Below are 22847 nucleotides of genomic sequence, written 5' to 3'. Positions count from 1 at the left end.
TCGGACACGCGGGACCTCGGTGAGAGTCGATCTTTGGCGGACCGTCTCTTCTACCGAGGTCCCGCACCCAATCTGATCATCTCCGCACCCTCGGCGTGTCGCCCGAGCCGCCCGGCCCCGCTACTGGGAAAGGCTCATTGGCCCCGAGAGGGCCCATGTGCGCCGGTGAAAACATCCGCCCGGCGCTTTCCGATCAGGCGAAGAAGTCGTCGAACGCATCCTGCTCGAACGGGTTCTGCCAGACCTCGACGATCTTGCCGTCCCGAATGTGGTAGACGTTCATGTGGCGCCATTCCAGGCGCCGGTCCGCGCATTCCACCCGCATCGTGTAGATCCCGACGGCGTGCGCGTCGGAGCCCAGGACGTCGTGAGCCTCGATGGTCAGGGTGCCACCGGTCAGCTCCCGCACCCTCGCCCCGAACACGCCCCGCCCGTGCAGGTCACCCGCGAGCCTGCTGCGGCCGGGGACGTGCACCACCAGGTCGTCCGCCGCCACGTCGGCGAACGCGGCCGCATCGCCCGCGGCGATGGCGTCCAGCGCCACCCTGAGCACCTTCTCGTTGGCGTGCATGCGTTGTCCTCCGCCTCATCGGATTCCCGTCGCCGGGCAGCCTCGCCCACCGGGTCGGCTCCCGGCATCGGGTGGGCGGGGCAGTCCTGCCTGGCCGATTTCTCCCCGCGGGACGAAGACGACGGGTTCCGGCGCTTCCTACCCTGGCGCTGTGGAAGGCAGGTTGGCGGGCAGGGTCGCGCTGGTCACCGGCGCCGGATCCGGCATCGGGCTCGCTGCGGCGGAGCTGTTCGCGGCCGAGGGTGCCGCGGTGGCGGTGCTCGACGTCGACGGCGACGCGGCCGGGCGCACCGCGACCCGGATCGTCGCGGCCGGCGGTGAGGCCGTCGCGGTCGCGGCGGACGTGACGGTGGCCGCCGAGGTCGACGCGGCGGTCACGCGGACCGTGGGCGAGCTCGGGCGGCTCGACGTGCTCTACAACAACGCCGCGATCGACGTCGCGGGTTCCGTCGTCGACGGGGTGGAGGAGGACTGGGACCGCTGCCTCGCGGTGAACGCGCGGGGCGTGTTCCTGTGCTCGCGCGCCGCCGTCCCGCACCTGCCGGCCGGCGGCGCGGTCGTGAACCAGGCGTCGGTCGTCGCGCTGATCGGCGTGCGCGACCTCGCGGCCTACACCGCGTCGAAGGGCGCGGTGGTCGCGCTGACCCGGTCGATGGCCGTCGACCTGGCGCCGCGGGGGATCCGGGTCAACGCCATCTGCCCCGGCGCGGTCCACACCCCGATGCTGGACCTGGTGCTGGGCCGCCGCGGCCGCGGTGACGTCGGTGCCGGCATGGTCGCGACCCTTCCGAACTACCCGCTCGGCCGGGTGGGGCAGGTCGAGGACATCGCCGCGCTTGCCCTGTTCCTCGCGAGCGACGAGTCGGCGTTCCTGACCGGCTCGATCGTGACGGCCGACGGGGGCGTCACGGCGCGGTAGTCCCGAGAACACGACAGAGCGCGTTCTCGACCAGGTGTAGCGCCTCGTCCTCGTCCCACATCGCCTCGCCGTGCCGCCAGGCGACGTGGCCGTCGGGGCGGACGAGCAGCGCGCCGGCCTCGTGGATCTCCCGGATCCGCGCCCAGTCGCAGTACGGGTCGGCGGCCCCGCCACTGCCGATGACCACGCTGCTCAGGAACGGCAGGGCGAGCTTCCGCACCGCATGCGCCCAGGCGCCGCCGGCGAGGCCGGTGACGAGGCAGAACCTGCCCCTGCCCACGAGGTCGAGGGTCGAGACCCGGTGCCCGTTCCGGTCGACCAGCCAGCAGTGCGGGAGCTTCGCCCCCGGCCGGGTGCTGGGCTGCAGGTGGAGCTGCCGGTCACGCGGCCAGTGCTCCTCGCCGGCATCGGGGTCGGCGAGGACGGCCCCGGACGCGTAGCGCTGGTTGAGCTCGACGCCCTGGGCGTTGAACTCGTAGTTCTTCAGCTCCAGCGCCTCGGCCAGGGCTTCCCGGACGGCGACGCCCGCGGGGCCCGGGTCACGGAGCTTCGCGAGGCCCGCGGCGACGGGGTCCGCCTCGCCGGTGGTGCGGAAGCACTCGTTGAGCGGGCCGTAGTCCAGGCGGGACTGGTTCGCGCGGGCCACCACCTGTTGCCCGACCGGCACGCGTTCGAGCGAGTAGGAGTCCAGCAGCGACTCGTGGGCGCGGCCCTGGATCACGTACGCGAGCTTCCAGGCGAGGTTGAACGCGTCCTGGATGGACGTGTTGGAGCCCAGGCCGCTGCTCGGCGGGTGACGGTGGACGGCGTCGCCGCCGCAGAAGACCCGGCCCGAGGAGTAGGAGGTGGCGCAGGCCTGGTTGACGTACCAGGTCGACGTGGCCGCGACGTCGACCTCCAGGCCGGGGTCGCCGACCATGGCGCGAATCTTGGCCGTGACCGCGTCCTCCGCGAGGTCCGGCTCGCCGGCCGCGAGGTCGTAGCCCCAGCCGGCGATCCAGGTGTGCCACGGCCGCACGGCGCGCAGGATGCCCATGCCGATCTCGCCGACGCTGGTGCCGGGGGTCATGATCCAGTACAGGATGCTGGGCCGGTGCTCGACATGGCGGCGCAGGTCGGCGTGGAACAGCACGTAGGCGGTACCGGCGCGGGCGAGATGGCCCTCCAGTTCGAGGCCGAGGTCGGCCACGATCCGTGACCGGGCACCGTCGGCTCCGATGAGGTACCGGGCCCGGACGCGGTACTCCCGCCCGGACAGGCTGTCGCGCAGGTCGACGGTCACCCCGGCCCCGTCCTGGGTGTGCGCGAGGTACTCGGTGTCGAACGCGACCGTGGCGCCGCGCGCGGCGGCGTTCCCCAGGAGCACGGGTTCCAGATAGGTCTGGGGGATGTCCAACAGGGGGCACGGGCTGCCCTGGACGTACTCCCCGTGCCGGTCCTCACCGGTGCCCCACGTGCGCAGCCGTGCGATCTCCTCGCCCGCGAGGCTCGTGGCGAACGGTGTGTCGCCCATGAGCCCCCACGGGGTGGCGTACCGCGTCGCCTCCTCCTCCACACCGAGATCACGCAGCACCTCGACCGTGCGCTGGTTGGTGATGTGCGCGCGGGGCGTGGGGGCGAGCCAGCTCGACCGGGTGACCGCATGGACGCGGACGCCGTAGGTGGCCAGGGCCAGCGCCGCGGCGGACCCGGTCGGCCCCGTCCCCACGACGAGGACGTCGGTCTCGAAGTCGGTCATCGCTTCCTCAGCCGGTCAGCGCCGCAGTGGTGACGCCGAAACCGGCGATCCACTCCGGGATCGGGCGATAGAACGACGTCTCGACCCGGTACGGGCCGACCGCGCCGAGGGCGGCGTACGCGGCGATCCAGGTGCGGACCTCGTGGCCGGAACGGCCGGCGTGGGCCGTGACGTCCTCGTTCGACCAGCTGTCGATCTCCGCCCAGCCGGCTTCGGCGAGCAGGCCCATCAACCGCCGGTCCCAGTCCGGGTTGAGCGGGGTGAGCGTGGTCGTGCCGGCGGCGAAGTCCCGCCCCGCGGCGGAGACGCTCTGCTGGCGGACCTCCCGCTGTTCCCGCGTCGGGTTGCGCCCGGCGATCAGCCGCTCGGCCACCTCGGGCTGGGCCCCCTCCAGCCGCGGCACGGGTGGGTCGTGCGACAGGCCACCTGACCCGATCACCAGCACCCTGCGCCCCAGGCCTGCAGCCGCGCGGCCGAGCGCCGCGCCGAGCATCCGTGAGCGCGAGACCGGGCCGAGGGGCTCGGCGACGGAGTTGACGAACACCGGGACGAGCGGCACCGCGTCGATGCGGCCGAAGAGGATCTCCAGCGGCTGCGCGAACCCGTGGTCGACGTGCATCCGCTCCGAGCAGGCCAGGTCGATGCCCTCGGCCAGCACCCCGCGCAGCAGCGACATGGCGGCGTCCCGGTCCACCGGCAGCGGGCCGGCCGCGGTGCCCCAGTCCCCGACCGAGGTGGCGCCGGTGCCCAGGCAGAACGGCGGCATCAGGTCGTGGAAGAAGCCGTTGTAGTGGTCCGGCCCGAGCAGCAGCACCAGCTCGGGATCGAACCCGCCGATGAACCGCCGGGCCGCCGCGAACGCCTGCTCGACCGCGGCGGTCACCTCGTCGCCCGGGTCGTTCACACCCATCAGCGGCGAGTGGGACACCGTACACAGGGCCATGGCCGTCACCCGTCGAGTATTTCCCCGGCCCGCCGTGGGGAACTCCCCTCGGCGGGAGGAGACCGGGCCCGCGCTTCGTCCGTCCGGGACCAGGTGAACGGCCACCGACCTGCTTACTCTCGGCGGTCGTGAGCATCGAGGACGCCTGCTGGGAGCCGTCGGCCGCGGCCGTCGAGCACGCGAACGTGACCCGCCTGATGCGCCGGTTCGGGGCGGCGACCATCGGGGAGCTGCACGCGCGGTCGGTCGAGGATCCGGCCGCGTTCTGGCGGGCCGTGATCGACGACCTGTCCATCGCGTTCGTCCGGCCGCCGGAGACGATCCTCGACGTGTCCGCGGGCCCGGAGTGGGCCCGGTGGTTCACCGGCGGCCTGGTGAACGTCGCGCACGCCGGCGTCCACCGGCACGCCCACGGGGACCGGGCCGACCACCCCGCCGTGGACTGGGAGGGCGAGGACGGCACCAGCCGCCGGCTCACCTACCGGGAGCTGGACGGCCTGGTGCAGCGCCTCGCCGGTGGCCTGCACGCCCTCGGGTTGCGGGCCGGTGACCGGGTCGGGCTGTACCTGCCGATGATCCCCGAGGCGGTCGTGACGTTCCTGGCGTGCGCCTCGCTCGGGCTGGTCACGGTGCCGATCTTCAGCGGGTTCGCCGCGGACGCGGTGGCGACCCGATTGCGAGACGCGGGCGCCCGGGTGCTGGTCACTGCCGACGGCGTGCGGCGCCGCGGCAAGGAACACCCGATGAAGCAGCTCGCCGACGCCGCAGCCGACTCCGCAGGTGCACACACCGTGCTCGTGGTGCAGTGCCTCGACGTGCCCGTGCCGTGGCGCGCCGGCCGAGACCTGTGGTGGCACGACGTCGTCGCGTACGGGGTGCCGCGGGCGCCCGTCCCGCTGGACCCCGAGGCGCCGCTGCTGATCGCCTACACCTCCGGGACGACGGGCCGCCCGAAGGGCGTGGTGCACGTGCACGGCGGGTTCCTCGTCAAGGCTGTCGAGGAGTACGCCTACCAGCTCGACGTGCACGCCGAGGACCGCGTGCACTGGGTGACGGACATGGGCTGGATCGTGGGGCCGTGGCAGGCCACGGCGGTGCTCGCCCTCGGCGCGACACTCGTGCTGTACGAGGGCGCCCCGGACCACCCCGCGCCCGACCGGCTGTGGCGACTCGTCGAGGGCCAGGGCGTCACGATGCTCGGGCTCTCACCGACCCTGCTGCGCGCGCTGCGCGCCCACGGCGACTCCTGGCCCGGCGGGCACGATCTCTCCACGCTGCGGGTGCTGTGCTCGACGGGGGAGCCGATCGACCCCGACTCCCACCGCTGGCTCGCGGAGACGATCGGCGGCGGCCGCTGCCCGGTGATCAACATATCCGGGGGTACGGAGGTCGGCGCCTGCTTCCTGTCCCCGCACCCGGTGGCGCCGATGCGGCCCGTGAGCCTGCAAGGTCCCGCGCTCGGCATGGACGTCGACATCTGGGACGACGACGGGCACCCCGTCGGTCCGGGCGAGGTCGGGCACCTGGTGTGCAAGCAGCCGTGGCCCGCCATGACGCGCGGCTTCTGGAACGACCGGGAGCGGTACCTGGAGACCTACTGGAGCCGCTTCCCCGGCGTCTGGTTCCACGGCGACTGGGCCCGACGCGACGCCGACGGCCACTGGTACGTGCTCGGCCGCTCCGACGACACGATCAACGTCGCCGGCAAGCGGCTGGGGCCGGCCGAGGTCGAGTCGGTGCTCACCGCCCACGACGCCGTCGTCGAGGCGGCCGCCGTGGGCATGGACGACGAGCTCAAGGGCCAGGCCCTGTGGTGCTTCTGCGTGATCCACCCGGATCGCCCGGCCGACGAGGCCCTGCGGAAGGAGCTCCTCGACCTCGTCGTCGAGCGGCTGGGGAGCCCGTTCCGCCCGGGGGCGCTGCGGTTCGTGACGGCCCTGCCGAAGACGCGGTCGGCGAAGGTGATGCGCCGTGCGGTGCAGGCGGTCGCGGGCGGAACGGACCCCGGAGACCTGTCGTCCCTGGAGGACGAGACGACGCTGGACGCGATCCGAAACGCCCGCTGACGATGCCGCCGACCGCACACAGTTCGGAGTGACCGCACACAGGTTCTGCCATGTGCGGACCCCCGAAACTGTGTGCCGTGCCGGTCACCAGCGCAGCGCGCGCTAGCCGCGGCCCTCCAGGCGCGTGCGGGCCAGCGCGGCGCCCTGCACCATGGCCTCGACCTTCTTGCGGGCCGGCACCCGCTTTATGTTGCCCAGGCCGCAGTCCATCGTGACGCTGAGCCGTTCCGGGTCGACCACGCCGCTGTCGAGGACCCGCATGATGTCGTCGGCGACCTCCTCCGGCGTCTCGGTCACCGAGGACTTGACGTCGATCAACCCCACGCCGAGATCGAGGTCCTTCGGGAAGCCCTTGAGCGCGGGCAGGTCGGCGAACTGGCGGCGCTTGCACTCGATCTCGATCTGGTCGAACCCGGCGTCGAAGCCGAGCGGGAACATGTCCTTGCCCTTGTCGGCGAGCACCCCGGGGTTGCCGCCCTGGTTGCCGTAGCAGATGTGCCAGACCGTGTACGCGTCGACACCTTCGAGGGTTCGCCGCCACACCTCGAGGTGCCAGGGCTCCGGTTCGAAGTAGGGCCACGGCTCGTGCAGGGTGAACTGGTCGCAGCCCCGGCGGGACAGGTCGCGCAGCTCGTCGTTGTAGACCTCGGCCATCGCCATGGCCATCTTCTTCGGGTCCTGGTAGTAGTGGTCGGTGACCGCGACCGACTGGGTCAGCGGCCCGATGATGCCGAGCTTCACCGGCTTGGTGGCCCATTGCTTGACGGTGTCGAGCACCGGCCGCAGCATCGGCCGCACCCATTTGATGTCCCCGACCACGGTCGGGGCGTGGAACATCTTGTAGAGCTCGACGACAATCGGCTCGCCGTAGCGCTTGAAACCGGCAGCGCGGTGCGGCACGAACTGGAAGTGCTGGTGGTACTCGTAGTCGGTGTCGAACTCCTGGTACTGCTGGCCGTCGCTGACGATGTCGACGCCGGCCCGCTCCTGCTCCAGCACGGCCTGCGAGACGGCCATCTCGTAGAGCGTGCGCTTGTCGAAGTCGACGAAGTCGGGCTCCTCGAACTCGCCGAGTACCTTTCCGTGCAGGAAAGGTGCCCGCGGATAGGAGCCGATGATGGCGGTGGGGAAGAGAATGTCCTCGGTGCCGACGCGTACCATTTTTGTGCTCCTGTCTCGGCGTGGCCCAGCGAATGGCCGAGCGTAGGATTCGGCGCCGCACGCCGCGTCGCCTCGCGCGTACGAACCGGCCGCCGGATCCTGTCCTGCTCGGTCAGTGCGGACGCACCTGATCGTGGGCGAGGCTGCCCAGCATGAGGTTCGGTGTCGCGATCTTCGCAACCGGCGACGGGATGGACGTCACCGATATCGGCCGCGCCACCGAGGAGCGCGGCTTCGAATCGCTGTTCCTGCCCGAGCACACGCACATCCCCACGAGCAGGCTCAGCCCGTGGCGGGGCGGCGCAGAGTTGCCGCGGGAGTACAAGAGCACGCTCGACCCGTTCGTCGCGCTCGCCGCGGTGGCGGCCGTCACCGGATCGCTGCGGCTCGGGACCGGCGTGGCGCTCGTCGCGCAGCGCGACCCGATCCTGCTGGCCAAGGAGGTGGCCACCCTCGACGTGCTCTCCGGCGGCCGCGTGCTGCTCGGCGTCGGCGGGGGCTGGAACCTCGAGGAGATGCGCCACCACGGCACCGACCCGCGCACCCGCTGGACGCTGCTGCGGGAGCGCGTCCTCGCCATGCGCCAGATCTGGGGCAACGACGTCGCGGAGTTCCACGGTGCGCTCGTCGACCTCGACCCGCTCTGGCAGTGGCCCAAGCCCGTCCAGAAGCCCTGTCCGCCGGTGCTGGTCGGTGGCAACTCGCCGGGCACGCTGCGCCGGGTCCTCGACTACGGCGACGGCTGGATCCCGCTGTGGCGCGGCGACACGGCGGCGTTCGGGGCGCAGCTGCGCGAGCTGGGCCGCCTCGCCGCCGAGCGGGACGTGCCCCGGCCGTCGGTGACCGTGTTCGGTGCGCCCCCCGACGCGGCGACGCTCGACGTGCTGGCCGGGCTCGGCGTCGAGCGGTGCCTGTTCTGGCTGCCCACCGGGGGCCCGGCCGAGGTCGTGCCCGAGCTGGACCGGCTCGCCGCCCTGGTCGCGGGCCACCTGACCGCCGGCCGCCCGATCGGGGAGCGCTGAGCCGTGGACCGCGTCGGCGTCGGCGTCATCGGCTGCGGGTTCATCAGCGCCGCCTACCTCACCGCGGCCCGGTCGTTCCCGATCCTCGACGTGCGCGCCGTCGCCGACCGGGAGCCGGCGGCGGCGCGGGCCCGTGGCACGGAGTTCGGCGTGCCGGCGCGGAGCGTCGAGGACCTGCTGGCCGACCCGGCGATCGAGATCATCGTCAATCTGACGGTGCCCGCCGCCCACGTCGAGGTGGGGCTGCGCGCCGTCGCGGCCGGCAAGCACGTCCACTCGGAGAAGCCGTTGGGCGTCGAGGTGGCCCAGGCGCGGAAGCTCGTCGAGGCGGCGGAGGCGGCGGGGGTCCGGCTCGGCTGTGCCCCCGACACGTTCCTCGGCGGCGGGCACCAGACCGCCCGGATGCTCCTGGACGCCGGGGCGATCGGCCGCCCGCTCGCGGGCACGGCGTTCTGGATGGGGCCCGGTCACGAGCGCTGGCACCCGAACCCCGGCTTCTACTACCAGCGGGGCGGCGGCCCGATGCTCGACATGGGGCCGTACTACGTCACCGATCTGGTGAACCTGCTCGGCCCGGTGCGGCGCGTGGCCGGCGTGACAGCGAGGGCGCGGGACACCCGGCAGGTCATGAGCGGGCCGCTGGCGGGCTCGACGGTGCCGGTGGAGGTGGCGACGCACGTGGCCGGCACGTGCGAGTTCGTCTCCGGGGCCGTCGTCACGGTCGTGATGAGCTTCGACGTCGCCCGCCACCGGCACCGGCCGATCGAGCTGTACGGGACCGACGGCGCGCTGGCTGTGCCGGACCCGAACCGGTTCGGCGGCCGCATCGAGCTGGCCGCCGCAGCCGACGACTGGCACGAGGTCCCGACCGAGCACGGCTTCACCGACGGCGACCACCGCGGCATCGGCGTCGCCGACCTCGCTTACGCGCTGCGGTCGGGGCGGCCGCACAGGGCGAGCGGCGCGCTGGCGTTGCACGTGCTGGAGGTGCTGGAGGCGTTCGGCCGCTCGTCGGAGTCCGGTACCCACGTCGACATCGTCAGCCGGGTCGAGCGACCGGCCGTGATGGACCCGGACCGGCTGGAGGTGTGATGCGGGAGGCGCTGATCGTCTGGGGCGGGTGGAGCGGCCACGAACCGGAGCGCGGGGCGCACATCGTGGCCGGGATGCTGGCCGAGGAGGGGTTCGGCGTCCGGGTCGAGGAGGGCACCGAGGCGCTGGCCGACCCGGCCCTCGATGTGCTCAGCCTGATCGTCCCGGTGCACACGATGTCGACGATCGAACCCGAGGAGCTGGACAACCTCTGCCGGGCGGTCGAGGGCGGTGTGGGCCTGGGCGGCTACCACGGCTGCCTCTGCGACGCCTTCCGCGCGGCCACCCGCTACCAGTTCGTCTGCGGCGGACAGTTCGTCGCCCACCCCGGTGGGATCATCGACTACACGGTCACCGTGACGGCCCCGGACGACCCCGTCATGGCCGGGATCGGGGACTTCCCGTACCGCTCCGAGCAGTACTACATGCACGTCGACCCGTCGAACGAGGTGCTGGCGACCACCACGTTCACCGGCGAGCACGCGCCGTGGATCGACGGGGTGGTCATGCCCGTGGTGTGGAAGCGGCGCCACGGATCCGGCCGGGTCTTCTTCTCCTCGCTGGGGCACTTCGTGTCGGAGTTCGACGTGCCGCAGATGCGCACGATCCTGCGGCGCGGCCTGGTGTGGGCCGCCGCGGGAGACCGGACGTAGGCGGGTGGGGTCCGCGTCCGGCGGGAGCACGCCGCCGGCGACGGTGCCCGGCCGGTCCGCCCTGCGCACGCTCGCCCTCGCCTCCCTTCGTCAGCAGCTACGACCGCTTCGCGATGGCGCCGTTGCTGCTGGTGATCGCCGCCGACATGCGGGTGTCGCTGGGCTCGGTGGCGGCCGCGGCGGGTGGGTACTACCTGGCCTACGGGCTCACGCAGCCGGTCTGGGGTCTGCTGAGCGAGCGCGGGGCCGCGTCGCCACGATGCGGCTGGGCCTGCTCGGGGCCGCTGTCGCCGGGCTCGCCTCGGCGGCGGCCCCGGACCTCGGCACGTTGGCGGTCACCCGCGGCGTGACCGGGGGCTGCTTCTCCGCGGTGATCCCGGCCGCGCTGGTCTACGTCGGGGACTCCTGGCCCGCGGCGGACCGGCAGCGGCCGTTGAGCGACGTGCTGGCGGCGACCTCGCTCGGCACCACCGGCGGCACGCTGGGCGCCGGCCTGCTCGCCCAGTTCAGCACCTGGCGCGCGGCGTTCGCAGTGGCCGCGCTGGCGGGCGCCGGGTTGTGGGTGGCGTTGCGCCGCCTGCCCGAACCGGTCGGGCAGCGCTCGGCCGAGCGTCCGGCACGGCTCCTGCGCCGCGTGCTCACCACACCGTGGGCCCTCGTCGTGCTCGCGGTGGCGGCCGTCGAGGGCGTCGTCCTGGTGGGGGCGTTCGTCTACCTCGCGCCCGCTCTGCAGTCCACCGGGGTGGCGGTCGGGGTCGCCGGCGCGGTGGCCGGCGTCTTCGGCGTCGGGGTGCTGGGCGGGGCGCAGGTGGTGAAGGTGCTGGTCGGGCGGCTGACGGCGGCCCGGCTGCTCGCGATCGGCGGGATCTCGATCCTGCTCGGCTGGGCCGTGCTGGCGTTCGGGATCGGGGTCGGCACCGTGCTGGGCGCCGGGGTGCTGCTCGGCCTCGGCTGGGCGTTCTTCCACTCCACGATGCAGAGCTGGGCCACCGACGTGGTGCCCACCGCGCGGGCGACCGCGGTGTCGCTGTTCGTGGCGGCGCTGTTCGTCGGGGGCGCGGCCGGCACGGCGCTCGTCGCGCCGCTGGCCGACCGGCACGCCTTCGGGGCGATCTTCCTGATCGCGATGGTGCTGGCCGCGCCGCTGACGGCCGTGGCCGCTGGGGCCCGGTCCCGGTACGCGCGGCGCTGAGCACGCCGCACTGGTGCCGGGTCCGCAGGTGTGCTGTGCTCGCACCCATCGATCCCGTCGCCGCGGTCCGCCGGCGCGGCGCCGTCCTGCAGTCGGCCCGCGGCCCGACCGCGAGCCTGGCCGAGCTCGTCGCGGGCGGACCGATCCGGGGCAGCTGGTGGGCCCATCCCGACAGCCACGAGATCGTCGAGGCGATCAACCGGGCGCGTTCCTCGACGGTGATCGACGCTACCCGCCTGGTGCGGGGCAAGGTGACGCTCGTGCACCGCCGGCTCCGGTGACCGCTGGCCCGGCTCGCGGACCGGTTCGACCGCGGTGCCCTCGACGCGATCCGGGAGCACACGGCCTCGGGTGCGCGCCGCGTCACGATCCCCTCCGCCCCCGGACCGTGAGATGGCCACCAGGGCTGTCGGGCGGCCGCTGGATCGCGCTGGTTGCCATCTCACGCGGCGAAGAACTCCCGGAGGTCGGTGACCAGCAGCTCCGGCTGCTCCAGGGCGGCGAAGTGCCCGCCGCGGGGCATGTCGGTCCAGCGCACGAGGTCGTAGCGGCGCGCGGCCCAGCGTCGCGTGGTCTTGATGATCTCCTTCGGGAAGGCCGCGACCGCGGTGGGCACGCGCACCGGGCCGGGCGTCACCTTCCGGAAGCTCTCCCGGTAGAGCCGGGCCGACGAGGTGGCCGAGGCGGTGACCCAGTAGAGCATCACGTTGTCGATCAGCTCGTCGCGGCCGATCGCGTTCTCCGGGTGGCCGTCGCAGTCCGACCAGCTCCGGTACTTCTCCAGGATCCATGCCGCCTGCCCGGCGGGGGAGTCGGTCAGGCCGTAGCCGACGGTCTGCGGCCGGGTGCTCTGCAGGATCGAGTAGCCGATCTCGTCCGCGTCGTACCGGCGGCGGGCGTCGAGGGCCTCCCGGGCCGCGGCGTCGAGGCGGTCGGGATCGGCCAGGTCGGCCGGATCGGGCGGTGCGATCGGCATGGTGAGGTGGATGCCCGCGAGCCGGCCGGGGTGGCGTTCGCCCAGCGCCGAGGTGACGAACGCGCCCCAGTCCCCGCCGTGGGCGCCGAAGCGCGGGTAGCCCAGCCGATCCATCAGCGCGGCCCAGGCGTCCGCGATCCGCTCCACGCCCCAGCCCGTCTTCGGGGGCTTGCCGGAGAACCCGAACCCCGGCAGCGACGGGCACACGACGTGGAACGTCTCGCGCAGCGGCTCGATCACCCGCGCGAACTCGGTGACCGATCCCGGCCAGCCGTGCGTCAGCAGCAGCGGCAGCGCGCCGGGCGCCTCGGACCGGGCGTGTACGAAGTGGATGTCGATGCCGTCGATCGGGGTGGTGAACTGGTCGAAGCGGTTGAGGGCCGCCTCGCGGGCCCGCCAGTCGTACCCGTCGGCCCAGTAGGCGCAGAACTCCTGCAGGTAGCCCAGCGGGGTGCCGTGGCTCCAGTCGTCGACCGGTTCACGGTCGGGCCAGCGGGTGGCCCGCAACCGCCGCCGCAGGTCGTCGAGCACCTCGTCGGCCACATCGATACGGAAGGGGTCGACACGGAAGTCCCGGGTCTCACCCATCTCCCACCCCCAGTTCGGCGAGCAGCCGCGTCCGTAGCGCGAGCAGTTCGGGATGGGCGACGTCCCGCGGCCGTGGCACATCGATCCGCACCTCGTGCGCGATCGTCCCACCCGCCATCACCAGCACCCGGTCGCCGAGCAGCAGCGCCTCCCCGACGTCGTGGGTGACCAGCAGGACGGCCGGGCCGTGCCGCGCCCACAGGTCGGCCACCAGGCGCTGCGCCGTCAGGCGGGTCAGCGCGTCGAGCGCGCCGAACGGCTCGTCCAGTAGCAGCAGGTCGGGTTCCCGTACCAGCGCCCTGGCCAGCGACACCCGCTGCGCCTCGCCACCGGACAGCGTCCGCGGCCAGGCGTCCGCGAGGTGTGCGAGCCCGACCTCGGCCAGCGCGGCCTCCGCCCGACGGCGCCCGGCTTCCCGCGGCATCCCGAGGATCACGTTGCGCCACACTGTCTTCCACGGCAGCAGGCGCGGGGACTGGAAGGCGACGGCCCGGCGCGGGGTGACCAGGACGTCACCGTCGATCTCGGGGTCGAGACCGGCCAGGATGCGCAGCAGCGTGCTCTTGCCACAGCCGCTCTCGCCGAGCAGCGCCACGAACTCGCCGCGCGCGATCCGCAGGTGCAGCCCGTCGATGACCGCCCGGTCGCCGAAGCGCCGGTGGAGCCCGTGGACCTCGGCCGCCGGCTCCGCCGCGTCACCGGACACGGTCAGGTCCCGCTGAAGGCCTGCTGCCATGACAGGAGCCACCGTTCCAATCCTCGGACGATCACGTCCGCCGCCAGGCCGAGGAAGGCGTAGACGACGAGCCCGACGATGATGACGTCGGTCCGGTACGACTCCCGGGCCAGCGTGATGAGGTAACCGATGCCGGCCTGGGCGTTCACGGTCTCGCTGAACACCAGCGCCAGCCAGGCCGAACCGAGCGCCCAGCGCAGCCCGACGAGGGCGCTGGGCAGCGCCCCCGGCAGCATCACGTGCCGGATCAGGGCCGCCCGCCCCAGGCCCAGCGTCCGGGCCGCCTCCACGAGCGTCATGTCCACGGTGCGGATCCCGGCGTAGACGTTGAGGTAGAGCGGGAACGTCACCGCGAACGCGACGAGGGCGACCTTCGGGGCCTCGTCGATGCCGAACCAGATGATCAGCAGCGGGATCAGCCCGGGCCACGGGATCGTGCGCAGCATCTGCATCGGCGCGTCGAAGAGGTCCTCCGCGAAGCGGGACAAGCCCGTCGCGACGGCGAGCCCGACGCCGATCACCAGGCCGATCGCGAGACCGATCGCCACCCGCTGCAGGGAGATCAGCATCGCCTCCGGCAGCGTCCGGTCGGCGACGAGGTCCGCGAACGACGCGACGATCACCCAGGGTCCCGGGATCGCGGCCTCCGGGATCCACCCCTGCGCCGAACCCAGCGCCCAGACGCCGAGCAGGAGCACCAGTCCCAGGAGCTTCCGCGCCCCGCGCGGGGGCCCGTTCCGCCCCTGGGCCTGCGCGGTCACGCGGTGCGGACCGGCGGCCGGCGATCCCACCCGCACGGTGCCGGACGCGAGGTCTCTCATCCGCGGTCGAGCGTCGCGAGCGCGCCGGCGACGACCGTGTCGAACCCGGGGACCACGCGCTCCGCCACCGGGAACGGCGCCGTGATCTGACCCAGCTGCGCGAAGAAGTCGACCTCCTGCTGCCAGGTGGCGCGCACGCCGTCGTCGACGGGCACGAGCTGCCAGTCCTGGCGGTCGGCGGCAAGGCCGGCGGCGGCCGCGGGTACGCCGGTCAGCTCGGTGACCTGCCCCGCCCACTCGGCCTTGTGCTCGCCCACCCAGGCGAACGCGCGCACCACCCGCCCGGTGAGGTCCTCGATCGCCGCTCGTTTCGCCGGGTCCTGCACGGCCCCTGCCGCCGCGTAGTAGGCGCTGTCGGGGTTGATCACGTCCCCGAGCGGCTGGAGCGTGCGCCCGCCGTGCTCGGTCTCGACGACGGCGGCGTTCGGGTCCCACACCACGAAGGCGTCGACGCTCCCCGCGTTGAACGCGGCGAGCCCGTCGGTGGTGTTCAGGTTGACGACCTCGACGTCGGACCAGGCGAGGCCGGCCTCCTGCAGCGCCACGGCCAGCGGGTAGTGCGGGACCGTGTACAGCGGCATCGCGATCTTCTTGCCTCGCAGGTCGGCCACGGTGCGGATCGGCGAGTCCTCCTTGACGAGGATGCGGCTCTGTCCCGTCGCCGAGCTGCGCCCGCCCGCGAGGAGGACGACCGGGGCCCCGTTGGAGATCCCGAAGAACACCGGGACCTCGCCACCCCACGCCACGTCCACCCGGCCCGCCTTCATCGCCTCGATCAGCGGCGGCGCGGAGTCGAAGTCGGCGAACTCGAGCGCGTAGGGCGTGCCCTCGATCTCCCTGGACGCCGTGAGCAGGGTCTTGAGACAGGTCTTGCACGGGGACCCGACGACGATCGTGGTCGCGGAGCGGCCGCCGGCGTCGCCGTCGCCGCACGCGGTCGTCGAGACCAGCAGGGCGAGGAGCGACACGAACAGGGCCCACGTCGTCGGCCGGCGTCGTGGTGGACGTGTGTTCACGGAGGCTCCCCTGGATACAGGTGACTCGAACCAACCATGGATATCGCACCGTCACAGCGGGTCGCATTGCCCTAACGAGCCGAATCGACGGGTTGCGCCTGTCCGGTCCGGACGAACGATGGCGCTCGCCAAGGTGATCAACGCGGAGTTCAAGGACCTCGTCGCGCGGGGCGTGGACTGGATCCAGATCCATGAGCCGCTCACCTACTACGGCGAGGAGGCGTGGTTCATCGAGGTGCTCAACACCGCGTTCGAGGGCGTGGACGCGCACCGCATCTGGCGCATCTGCTACGGCAACCAGGGCGGCAACCCCGGCGTCGGGGGACCGCGCGGCCAGGACATGTTCCCGTTCGCCTTCGCGGCCGACGTCGACCAGATCCACATCGAGACGATGCGACGCGGCAGCGGGGACCTGCGGCACCTGAAGGACCTGCCCGCGCACATGAGCCTCGGCCTCGGCGTCATCGACGTGAAGTCGATGGTGATCGAGGACCCGCGCGCCGTTGCCGACCGGCTCGTGGAGGCGGCACAGTACGTGCCTGCGGAGCGGATCGCGGTCAGCACCGACTGCGGGCTGCTCAACCCTCAAGCGCGAGCACGCGGCGCGCAAGCTCGACGCGCTGGTCGAAGGAACGCGGATCGCCCGGGGGATCCTCTCCGGGAGCTGAGCAGTGCGGCCGCGGGAGGCAGCAGTCGGACCTGCTTCCCGCGGCCGGCTCCTACCGTGCCGAGTGGAGATTCAGAGGGCCGTCCACCCGCCGTCGACGACCAGCGCGGCGCCCGTCATGTAGCTCAGGCGGTCGGAGGCCAGCAGCGCGATGGCGTCGGCGAGGTCCTCGGGCTGCGCGACGCGGCCGATCGGGATGGCCCCCTCCACCTTCTCGCGCAGCTCGGGGACGTCGAGGCGCCACTGTGTCATCGGGGTCTGCACGAACCCGGGACAGACGGCGTTGGAGCGGATCCCGGCGTGGGCGTAGTCGACCCCGAGCGACTTCGCGAACATCAGCGCGGCGCCCTTGGACGCCGTGTAGGCGCAGCGGGCGGGGAACACGACCTGGCCCGCGATCGATGCCGTCGTGATCACGTGCCCGGATCCCTGCGCGATCATCACCGGCAGCGCGGCGCGCGAGCACAGGAACGGCCCGCGCGAGTTGATCGCGTGGACGCGGTCCCACTCCTCGATCGGCGTCTCGTGGCAGATCGTCGCCGCCGGCCCGCCGCTGATGCCGGCGTTGTTGACGAGCACGTCGATCCGGCCGAAGGTCGCGACGATCGTCGCGAAGGCCTGCTCGACCTGCTCGGCGTCGGAGACGTCGGCCACCAGGCCCAGCCCAGTGGAGCCCGCCGCGGCCTTCGCCGCGTCGCCGTCGAGGTCGAGCACGGCCAGGGTGAATCCGTCGGCGAGGAGCCGGGCGCAGGTGGCCCTGCCGATACCGGACGCACCACCGGTGACGACCGCAACCCGCTCCCGGGGATCCGTCGAGACCGTCGATTCCGCATCAGTCATTCTGCTGCCACCAGATTCCACTCAGGGCCGCCTCGCGCGGCGCCGGACACCCGTGGACGGTATGGCCGGCGTCGGGCCGGCAGGCACGTCCGCACCGGACAGAGATCCGGCTGCTGTTCGACCGTGACCGACGAGGCCGCCCGGGACGGTGGGGTCCGGGCATCGCCCTGGGCTCGTCGCGCGGGTTTGTCCCGGCCGGAGTAACCCGTGGGTCGAGCCTGTCCCCTCAAAGACGAATCTCCCTTGGGGGCCGCCGGTAGGGTCCGTCGGACGAAGGGGCGCCCGGATGAGCATCCAAGCTGACACTGCCGACCGCTACGTCGAGCTCTCGCTCGAGTCAGCACTGCTGCGGGTCGCCGACCATGTCGGTGTGTTGGGACGCCGAACGCGACGCGTTCGTGGCCCGCTGGTCTCGGCAGCGCTGGCCGCGGGTTGCGGCCTGATCTATGTCTGTGACGGCCGCTCGCCCAAGCGGGTGGCCGCGGGGCTGGCGGCCGGCCGCGCGGACCGGGTTCGCCGCAGTGCCGTGGGCCCGTGAGCCGGCCGCCGCGTTCGCCCGGCTCACCTCGCCGCCCGTCCCCACTGGTTGAACTCCCATCTCGACACGACGACTGGCAGGGGCCACCGGCAGAACAGCGGGCCGGCTACCTCGCCCTGCCCGCCCACCGGAACGGCACAACGAAGATCAACCCGCTCAATCACAATCACCGGGGCGAGTTCTCTGTCGGATGGGCGATCAAGGCCAAGGACCGGGTCCGGCCGCCAGTGCGGAGCCCACATGTCACCTTCCACACCGCATGGGCGATCTTCACCTGGCTCGGGCTCCCGCTCGACGCCGGGCAGGTGAATCTCGCCTCGGCCCGCGCGCACGCGCCAAGCTCCCCGCAGCTGGCGATCGCCGAGGCAGGCGCCGCATTGGCGGAGTTCGACCGGGTGGGCGCCACGGTGCTTGCCGACACGGCCGCTGCCCTGCTGCGGTCACCCGGCGTGGCGCGGCGCAGCGTCCCGCGCAGCGGCGCCGAGCTGAGGCGCGAGCAGGAGGTGATGCACCTGGTGCCCAGCGGTTGTTCATCAGCCGCAAGACCGCCGCGCATCACGTCAGCAGCGTGCTGGGCAAGCTCGGCCACCGGAACCGGGCCGAGGCCGTCGCCCACGTCGCACGTCTCGCGGATCATCACCGATCCTCATCAGCGGCGATGGCGGGCGGCTCGCCTGGCCACCTCTCGATCTCGACGAGCGCGCGGCTCCCCGCGCACCCCTGCGACAGCCGCGACGACCCCGTGTCGCGGGTCAGCACGTTGACGTTGCCTGCCGAGCACAGGAGGGGCTCGACCCCGGCGACGGGGGACAGCCACGACCCGGTCGCCATCTGCACCACCCCCGCCGCGATGTCGGGGTCCACGACCACCCCGCCCACGCACGCGCCACGATCGTTGAACACCCGCACGAGATCGCCGTCGGAGAGGCCGCGTCGCCCGGCGTCGAGGGGGTGGATCCGGACCGGTTCCCGGCCGTCCACCTTGGACGCCGCGCTGTGCGGGCCGAAGTCGAGCTGGCTGTGCAGCCGGGACGCGGGATTGTTGGCGAGCAGCACGAGGGGGTACCGCGCCGCGCGGGCTGATCCGTGCCATTCCTCGGGTTCGAGCCAGGCGGGGTGGCCGGGGCAGTCCGCATAGCGATAAGAGGCGACGACCTCGGAGTGCAGCTCGATCCGCCCGCTCGGCGTCGCGAGGGGGTGGCCGGCAGGATCCCGGCGGAAGTCGGCGAGCAGGATGCTCGGCGCCGGCACCGCGACGTCCACCCGGCCCGCCGCCCAGAAGGCGTCGAAATCGGGGACCGGCCGTCCGTCCCGCCAGCCGTCGTAGAGGTGCCGCAGCCACTCGGCGGCGCTGCGCCCCTCCGTATAGGCCTTCTCGGTGCCGAGGATCGCGGCGAGATCGGAGAACGTCGCGTAGTCGTCCCTGGCCAGCTCGTACGGCGCGGCGCAGGCGCGCATGGCGGTGAGGAACGGGTCGGTGCGCGACGAGCCGATGTCGTCACGCTCAAGGGTGACGGTTGCGGGCAGCACGATGTCGGCGTGCTGGGCAGCCGGCGTCCAGTACTGCTCGTGGACGACGACCGTCGAGGGCCGTCGCCACGCCTCGCGCAGCCGAGCGAGGTGCTGGTGGTGGTGGAACGGGTTGCCGCCGCACCAGTAGACGAGCTCGATCTCCGGGTAGCGCCGCCGTTCGCCGTTGTACTCGTACGCGCCGCCCGGATCGAGGAGCATGTCCGCGATCCGGGCGACCGGGATGTATTCGCGCACCGGGTTGACGCCTTGCGGGAGCGTGGGCAACGGGCTCTTGTGGGCGGGAAATCCGTTGTCACCAACCGATCCGTAGCCGTGGCCGAAGCCGCCACCCGGGAGCCCGATCTGTCCGATCAGCGCAGCCAGCAGCACGCCGGCCCAGATGGGCTGCTCGCCGAACTCGGCCCGTTGCAGCGAGAAGGTGACGGTCACCATCGTCCGCCTCGACGCCATGGCGCGGGCCAGCGCCGTGATCTCGTCCGCCTCGACGCCGCACAGCGCCGCCGCCCATCGTGGCGACTTCGGGACGCCGTCGGACGCACCGGTCAGGTAGGGCAGCACCCGGTCCAGCCCGGTGCAGTGCGACGCGACGAAGGCGGCGTCGTGGAGGTTCTCGGTGACGAGCACGTGGCACAGCGCCAGCATGAGTGCGGTGTCGGTGCCCGGACGGGCCGGCAGCCAGCGGGACGGGAGATGCGCGGGCAGGTCCCGGCGGTCCGGCCCGATCAGGACGAACTCCGCGCCGCGCGCGGCCATCGCCCGCAGGTGCCCGTCGGTGTCGTGCCGGGTGACGCCCCCCGGCGCAACGGCGGTGTTCTTCGCGGGCACCCCGCCGAAGCAGACCATCAGCTCGGTGTGGGCGGCGAGCAGCGGCCAGCTCGTCAGCGACCGCAGGATCTCCGGGCCCGCGCCGAGCACATGCGGCAGGAGGACCTCGGACGTGCCCGCGCTGTAGGTGTTGACCGATGCGACGTAGCCACCGAGCGAGTTGAGGAACCGGTGGACCTGGCCCTGCGCGTGATGGAACCGCCCGGCGCTCGACCAGCCGTAGGACCCGCCGAACACCGCTTCCGGCCCGCGGCCGCCGTACACCCTCCGCAGCTCCGCCGACAGGCGGTCGAGGACCTCGTCCCAGCCCACCGCGACGAACGCCTCGTCACCGCGGCGCGGATCGGGCCCGGGGCCGCGCTCCAGCCAGCCCCTGCGCACCATGGGCGAGGCGACGCGGAGGCGATGGCGCAGCGACCCGACAAGGTTGCCGAGCAACGGCGATGGAGCCGGATCGAGCTCGGACCCCCGCGCCGAGACGACCTCGCCGCGCGCATCCACGGCAGGGGTGAACGCGCCCCAGTGCGACATGTGACCGGGGGGCACCTATGCAGAGCCCCTTCGGCGCGCGCGTTCTGCGACGCACGCGCGCGTAGCTGCGCGCGCGTGGGAGACACGATGCGCGCGCGGGCCCGCCGCGACGCCGGGAAGTGCGCGCATCAGCCGCAGCGCAGCACGCCGAGCGTGGCCCATGCCCGCGTCGCCAGCTGCAGGTTGAACCACGTCTCGGGATCCCCCAGGTCAAGGCCGCCGATCTGGCGGATCCGCTGCAGCCGGTACTTCAACGTGTTGCGGTGCACGATCAGCGCCTTCGCGGTGAGCTCGTAGCTGCCGCCCAGCTTGAGGTAGTGCGACAGGGTGCGCACCAGCTCGGAGCCCCGCTGCTCGTCGTAGTCCAGCAGCTTGCCGAGCCAGTGCTGCACGAACCGCTCCACCTCGCCGAGGTCCTCGATCCCGACGAGCAGGCGGTACACGCCGAGGTCGTCGAAGCGGATGGCCCGGTCGTCCCACTCGGCCTGTGCCGGCAGCCGCAGCGCGAGCTTGGCCTGCTGGTAGGAGCGGGGGAACTCGGCCACCCGCTCGCAGCACTCGCCGACGCCGAGCCGGGCCCGGCCACCACCCAGCTCGCGCATGACCGACTTGCGCAGGCTCTCCCAGTCGGCCTCGCAGTCGGCGAGCAGCACCACGTCCGCGCCGCGCGCCACCAGCAGCGTCCCGGCGGGTTCGTCGCGCGCCGCGCGCCGCACGGCCTGGAAGAAGGTGTCGGTGTCGCGGGTGCGGCCCCGGCCCTCGATGACGACGACGCGGTGCGGGCGTTGCAGGTCGTAGCCCAGCGCCATGGCGCGCGCGAGGCCGCTGTCCTCGTCGGTGCCGTTGAGCAGCTCGTCCACCAGGTCGCGGCGCAGCCGCAGCTCGCTCTCGGCGAGGCTACGCACCCTGGCCAGCTCCATCGCGAGGATCGTGGCGCCGTGTTCGAGCGCCATCAGCGCCGGTTCGCCCGCGGTGCGCTGCGGGTCGATCAGCACGATGGCCCCGAGGGCGTCGCCCTGGGGGTGCGCCAGCGCCAGTACCCGGCCGCCGTCCCGGATCGGGCGGGCCTCCCGCTTCGCGCGGCTCAGCAGCTGGTCCCGGCGGACCGTGGCGTCCTTGGGATACGGGTCGGGCCGGTTCGGTCCGGCCCACGCCTGCAGGTTCCCGTAGCGGTCCTCGATCGCCACCTGCAGCCCGGTGAGCTCGTGGACGGCCCGCGCGATGCCCTCGCTGCCCTCGCCCGACACCGCGACCGCGGTGAGCCGGGTGTGGATGTTCATGCTGTGCTGGAGCCGCTCGTTGAGCGCCGACAGCTCGGCGGCCGTGGCCAGCTCCTGGGCGTGCAGCCGCCGGTTGGCCAGCGCGCCACCGGTCTGCTGGGCCAGCGCCCTGAGCAGGAACTGCTCCTCGTTGGACGGCTCGCGGGCCGCCCCGATGAGCAGATGACCCAGGTGGCCGGCGAGGCTGCTCAGCGGGTAGGCCCATGCCCATCCGGTGTCGGGCAGCTCGATGCGCCCGCCGGTGGCCCCGACCAGCGCGAGCTGCGCCGTCTGTCGGGGCGGGACGGCTTGTCTCGACGGACCACCGCACCGACCGGCGAGCTCGACGGCGACGACATTGCACCGTGCCAGCGACGGGGCCGCCGTGGCAGCCAGCTCCAGGATCTGCTGCTCGTCGGCGCCCTCGGTCATCAGTTTGCCGAGCACGAGCAGGCTGCGCAGGCTCGACAGCAGGTCGCGGTCGAGCTGGGCAGGGGCGTCGGCCACCGTCATGGGTGCCCGGCCGTCGGGTGGGTCGCCAGGTACTCGTCGGGCTCGACGTACCAGGGGTTGTCCAGCAACTGGCCGCTGAGCAGGACCTTCGGGTGGGTCCGCATGATGTCGAGCAGGATCTCCCCGTTGGAGAACTTCTCCAGGTCGTAGAGGCACAGGACCACCTGCGGGTAGCGGGGCAGGAAGTCGTTGAGCCGGGCCTCGTAGGCCAGCAGGTGCTCGACGCCGGGCAGGTCGCGCAGCGCCCACGTCATCTCGCCGACGGCACGGACGAAGCCGAAACCGTCGCGGCGCACGGCGCCCCCGACCGCGTCCTCCCAGAAGCCGATCATCCGGTCGATGGCGAAGTAGCCGCCGGACAGGTACGTCGACTCCGAGCGCATCGGCTCCAACTGCCCGGTGGCGAGCGAGACGTCCACGTCCAGCTCCTCGGCGAGCGCGCGGACCGTCTCGTCCGCGCCGGGGTCGTCGGTGACGCAGATGCACTTGTCACCGGCGAGCAGCCCCTCGCGCAGGTAGGGCACCAGCAGCTCGTCGCGCTGTGTGGCCCCGCGGTAGAACGCGCAGATGTGGTCGCCGGGCGCGAGGTTCACCCCGGGCAGACCCATGGCCATCGACGTCATCGTCATGTGCCGTCTCCCGCCTCG

The 22847-nt window shown here is 72.9% G+C and carries 21 protein-coding genes and 1 pseudogene; 9 read left to right on the top strand and 13 right to left on the bottom strand.

The window, feature by feature from the left end; translation table 11 throughout:
• Window positions 1-193: 193 nt before the first annotated feature.
• The gene (locus Q1K26_RS01170; RefSeq protein ID WP_300007138.1) at window positions 194-571 is read right to left on the bottom strand and encodes a nuclear transport factor 2 family protein; all 378 of its coding nucleotides are present in this window, start codon (window positions 569-571) and stop codon (window positions 194-196) included.
• A gap of 151 nt (window positions 572-722) precedes the next feature.
• Between Q1K26_RS01170 and Q1K26_RS01165 the strand changes: the two genes are divergently transcribed.
• Window positions 723-1490 (top strand): glucose 1-dehydrogenase, encoded by a 768-nt coding sequence (locus Q1K26_RS01165; RefSeq protein ID WP_300007136.1) that lies wholly within the window; start codon window positions 723-725, stop codon window positions 1488-1490.
• On the opposite strand, the gene Q1K26_RS01160 is transcribed toward Q1K26_RS01165, so the two are convergent.
• Together Q1K26_RS01160 and Q1K26_RS01155 are read right to left on the bottom strand one after the other, a co-directional pair.
• Window positions 1477-3228, bottom strand: coding sequence for an FAD-dependent monooxygenase (locus Q1K26_RS01160; RefSeq protein ID WP_300007134.1), 1752 nt, complete (start codon window positions 3226-3228; stop codon window positions 1477-1479). The genes Q1K26_RS01165 and Q1K26_RS01160 overlap by 14 nt on opposite strands.
• A gap of 7 nt (window positions 3229-3235) precedes the next feature.
• On the bottom strand, window positions 3236-4171 hold the full coding sequence (locus Q1K26_RS01155; RefSeq protein WP_300007132.1) for a 3-carboxyethylcatechol 2,3-dioxygenase: 936 nt from the start codon (window positions 4169-4171) through the stop codon (window positions 3236-3238).
• 128 nt (window positions 4172-4299) lie between these two features.
• Here Q1K26_RS01155 and Q1K26_RS01150 point away from each other — a divergent pair, with 128 nt between their 5' ends.
• The gene (locus Q1K26_RS01150; protein ID WP_300007129.1) at window positions 4300-6237 is read left to right on the top strand and encodes an AMP-binding protein; all 1938 of its coding nucleotides are present in this window, start codon (window positions 4300-4302) and stop codon (window positions 6235-6237) included.
• Window positions 6238-6339: 102 nt separating this feature from the next.
• Here the strand turns inward: Q1K26_RS01150 and Q1K26_RS01145 are convergent, their stop codons facing one another.
• Complete coding sequence (locus tag Q1K26_RS01145) at window positions 6340-7398, bottom strand: hypothetical protein (RefSeq protein ID WP_300007127.1); 1059 nt, start codon at window positions 7396-7398, stop codon at window positions 6340-6342.
• A 152-nt stretch (window positions 7399-7550) separates the two neighbouring features.
• Here Q1K26_RS01145 and Q1K26_RS01140 point away from each other — a divergent pair, with 152 nt between their 5' ends.
• From Q1K26_RS01140 to Q1K26_RS01120, 5 genes are read left to right on the top strand one after another with little or no spacing between them, the layout of a single operon-like run.
• Complete coding sequence (locus tag Q1K26_RS01140) at window positions 7551-8420, top strand: TIGR03619 family F420-dependent LLM class oxidoreductase (protein WP_300007125.1); 870 nt, start codon at window positions 7551-7553, stop codon at window positions 8418-8420.
• A 3-nt stretch (window positions 8421-8423) separates the two neighbouring features.
• Window positions 8424-9512: a Gfo/Idh/MocA family oxidoreductase gene (locus Q1K26_RS01135; protein ID WP_300007123.1), complete on the top strand. Its 1089-nt coding sequence runs from the start codon at window positions 8424-8426 to the stop codon at window positions 9510-9512.
• Window positions 9512-10165, top strand: a complete 654-nt coding sequence (locus tag Q1K26_RS01130; protein ID WP_300007121.1) for a ThuA domain-containing protein — start codon at window positions 9512-9514, stop codon at window positions 10163-10165. The genes Q1K26_RS01135 and Q1K26_RS01130 overlap by 1 nt, the downstream gene beginning before the upstream one ends.
• A gap of 4 nt (window positions 10166-10169) precedes the next feature.
• A complete protein-coding gene (locus tag Q1K26_RS01125) occupies window positions 10170-11357 on the top strand; it encodes an MFS transporter (protein WP_363320398.1) in 1188 nt (395 codons plus the stop codon).
• Between the two features lie 35 nt (window positions 11358-11392).
• Window positions 11393-11638: a hypothetical protein gene (locus tag Q1K26_RS01120; protein ID WP_300007119.1), complete on the top strand. Its 246-nt coding sequence runs from the start codon at window positions 11393-11395 to the stop codon at window positions 11636-11638.
• 161 nt (window positions 11639-11799) lie between these two features.
• On the opposite strand, the gene Q1K26_RS01115 is transcribed toward Q1K26_RS01120, so the two are convergent.
• Genes Q1K26_RS01115 through Q1K26_RS01100 form a run of 4 tightly spaced genes read right to left on the bottom strand, consistent with a single transcriptional unit; the run spans window position 11800 to window position 15494 of the window.
• Window positions 11800-12921: an epoxide hydrolase family protein gene (locus Q1K26_RS01115; protein WP_300007118.1), complete on the bottom strand. Its 1122-nt coding sequence runs from the start codon at window positions 12919-12921 to the stop codon at window positions 11800-11802.
• Complete coding sequence (locus Q1K26_RS01110) at window positions 12914-13657, bottom strand: ABC transporter ATP-binding protein (RefSeq protein WP_300007116.1); 744 nt, start codon at window positions 13655-13657, stop codon at window positions 12914-12916. Before Q1K26_RS01110 ends, Q1K26_RS01115 begins: the two co-directional genes overlap by 8 nt.
• On the bottom strand, window positions 13630-14478 hold the full coding sequence (locus Q1K26_RS01105; RefSeq protein ID WP_300007115.1) for an ABC transporter permease: 849 nt from the start codon (window positions 14476-14478) through the stop codon (window positions 13630-13632). The genes Q1K26_RS01110 and Q1K26_RS01105 overlap by 28 nt, the downstream gene beginning before the upstream one ends.
• Window positions 14475-15494, bottom strand: a complete 1020-nt coding sequence (locus Q1K26_RS01100; RefSeq protein WP_300007112.1) for an ABC transporter substrate-binding protein — start codon at window positions 15492-15494, stop codon at window positions 14475-14477. The genes Q1K26_RS01105 and Q1K26_RS01100 overlap by 4 nt, the downstream gene beginning before the upstream one ends.
• 118 nt (window positions 15495-15612) lie before the next feature.
• On the opposite strand from Q1K26_RS01100, the pseudogene Q1K26_RS28645 reads away from it, so the two are divergent.
• Window positions 15613-16074, top strand: a pseudogene (locus Q1K26_RS28645) (hypothetical protein); the annotation flags it as partial.
• A gap of 159 nt (window positions 16075-16233) precedes the next feature.
• On the opposite strand, the gene Q1K26_RS01095 reads toward Q1K26_RS28645, so the two are convergent.
• Window positions 16234-17001, bottom strand: coding sequence for an SDR family oxidoreductase (locus tag Q1K26_RS01095; RefSeq protein ID WP_300007110.1), 768 nt, complete (start codon window positions 16999-17001; stop codon window positions 16234-16236).
• Window positions 17002-17287: 286 nt separating this feature from the next.
• On the opposite strand from Q1K26_RS01095, the gene Q1K26_RS01090 reads away from it, so the two are divergent.
• Window positions 17288-17539 (top strand): hypothetical protein, encoded by a 252-nt coding sequence (locus Q1K26_RS01090; RefSeq protein ID WP_300007108.1) that lies wholly within the window; start codon window positions 17288-17290, stop codon window positions 17537-17539.
• Window positions 17540-17705: 166 nt separating this feature from the next.
• Here the strand turns inward: Q1K26_RS01090 and Q1K26_RS01085 are convergent, their stop codons facing one another.
• The 4 genes from Q1K26_RS01085 to Q1K26_RS01070 all read right to left on the bottom strand — a co-directional run bounded on the left by Q1K26_RS01085 (window position 17706) and on the right by Q1K26_RS01070 (window position 22829).
• Window positions 17706-18176, bottom strand: coding sequence for a hypothetical protein (locus Q1K26_RS01085; protein ID WP_300007107.1), 471 nt, complete (start codon window positions 18174-18176; stop codon window positions 17706-17708).
• On the bottom strand, window positions 18176-20443 hold the full coding sequence (locus tag Q1K26_RS01080) for a molybdopterin-dependent oxidoreductase (RefSeq protein ID WP_300007106.1): 2268 nt from the start codon (window positions 20441-20443) through the stop codon (window positions 18176-18178). The genes Q1K26_RS01085 and Q1K26_RS01080 overlap by 1 nt, the downstream gene beginning before the upstream one ends.
• A 113-nt stretch (window positions 20444-20556) precedes the next feature.
• Window positions 20557-22200, bottom strand: coding sequence for a helix-turn-helix domain-containing protein (locus Q1K26_RS01075; RefSeq protein ID WP_300007105.1), 1644 nt, complete (start codon window positions 22198-22200; stop codon window positions 20557-20559).
• Window positions 22197-22829, bottom strand: a complete 633-nt coding sequence (locus tag Q1K26_RS01070) for an MEDS domain-containing protein (RefSeq protein ID WP_300007104.1) — start codon at window positions 22827-22829, stop codon at window positions 22197-22199. The genes Q1K26_RS01075 and Q1K26_RS01070 overlap by 4 nt, the downstream gene beginning before the upstream one ends.
• Between the last annotated feature and the right edge of the window lie 18 nt (window positions 22830-22847).

The organism is Pseudonocardia sp. (genome assembly GCF_029263155.1).
Classification (GTDB): Bacteria; Actinomycetota; Actinomycetes; order Mycobacteriales; family Pseudonocardiaceae; genus Pseudonocardia.
Note: the sequence above shows the minus strand (reverse complement) of the source record. Positions and strands in the feature narration are given on the sequence as shown.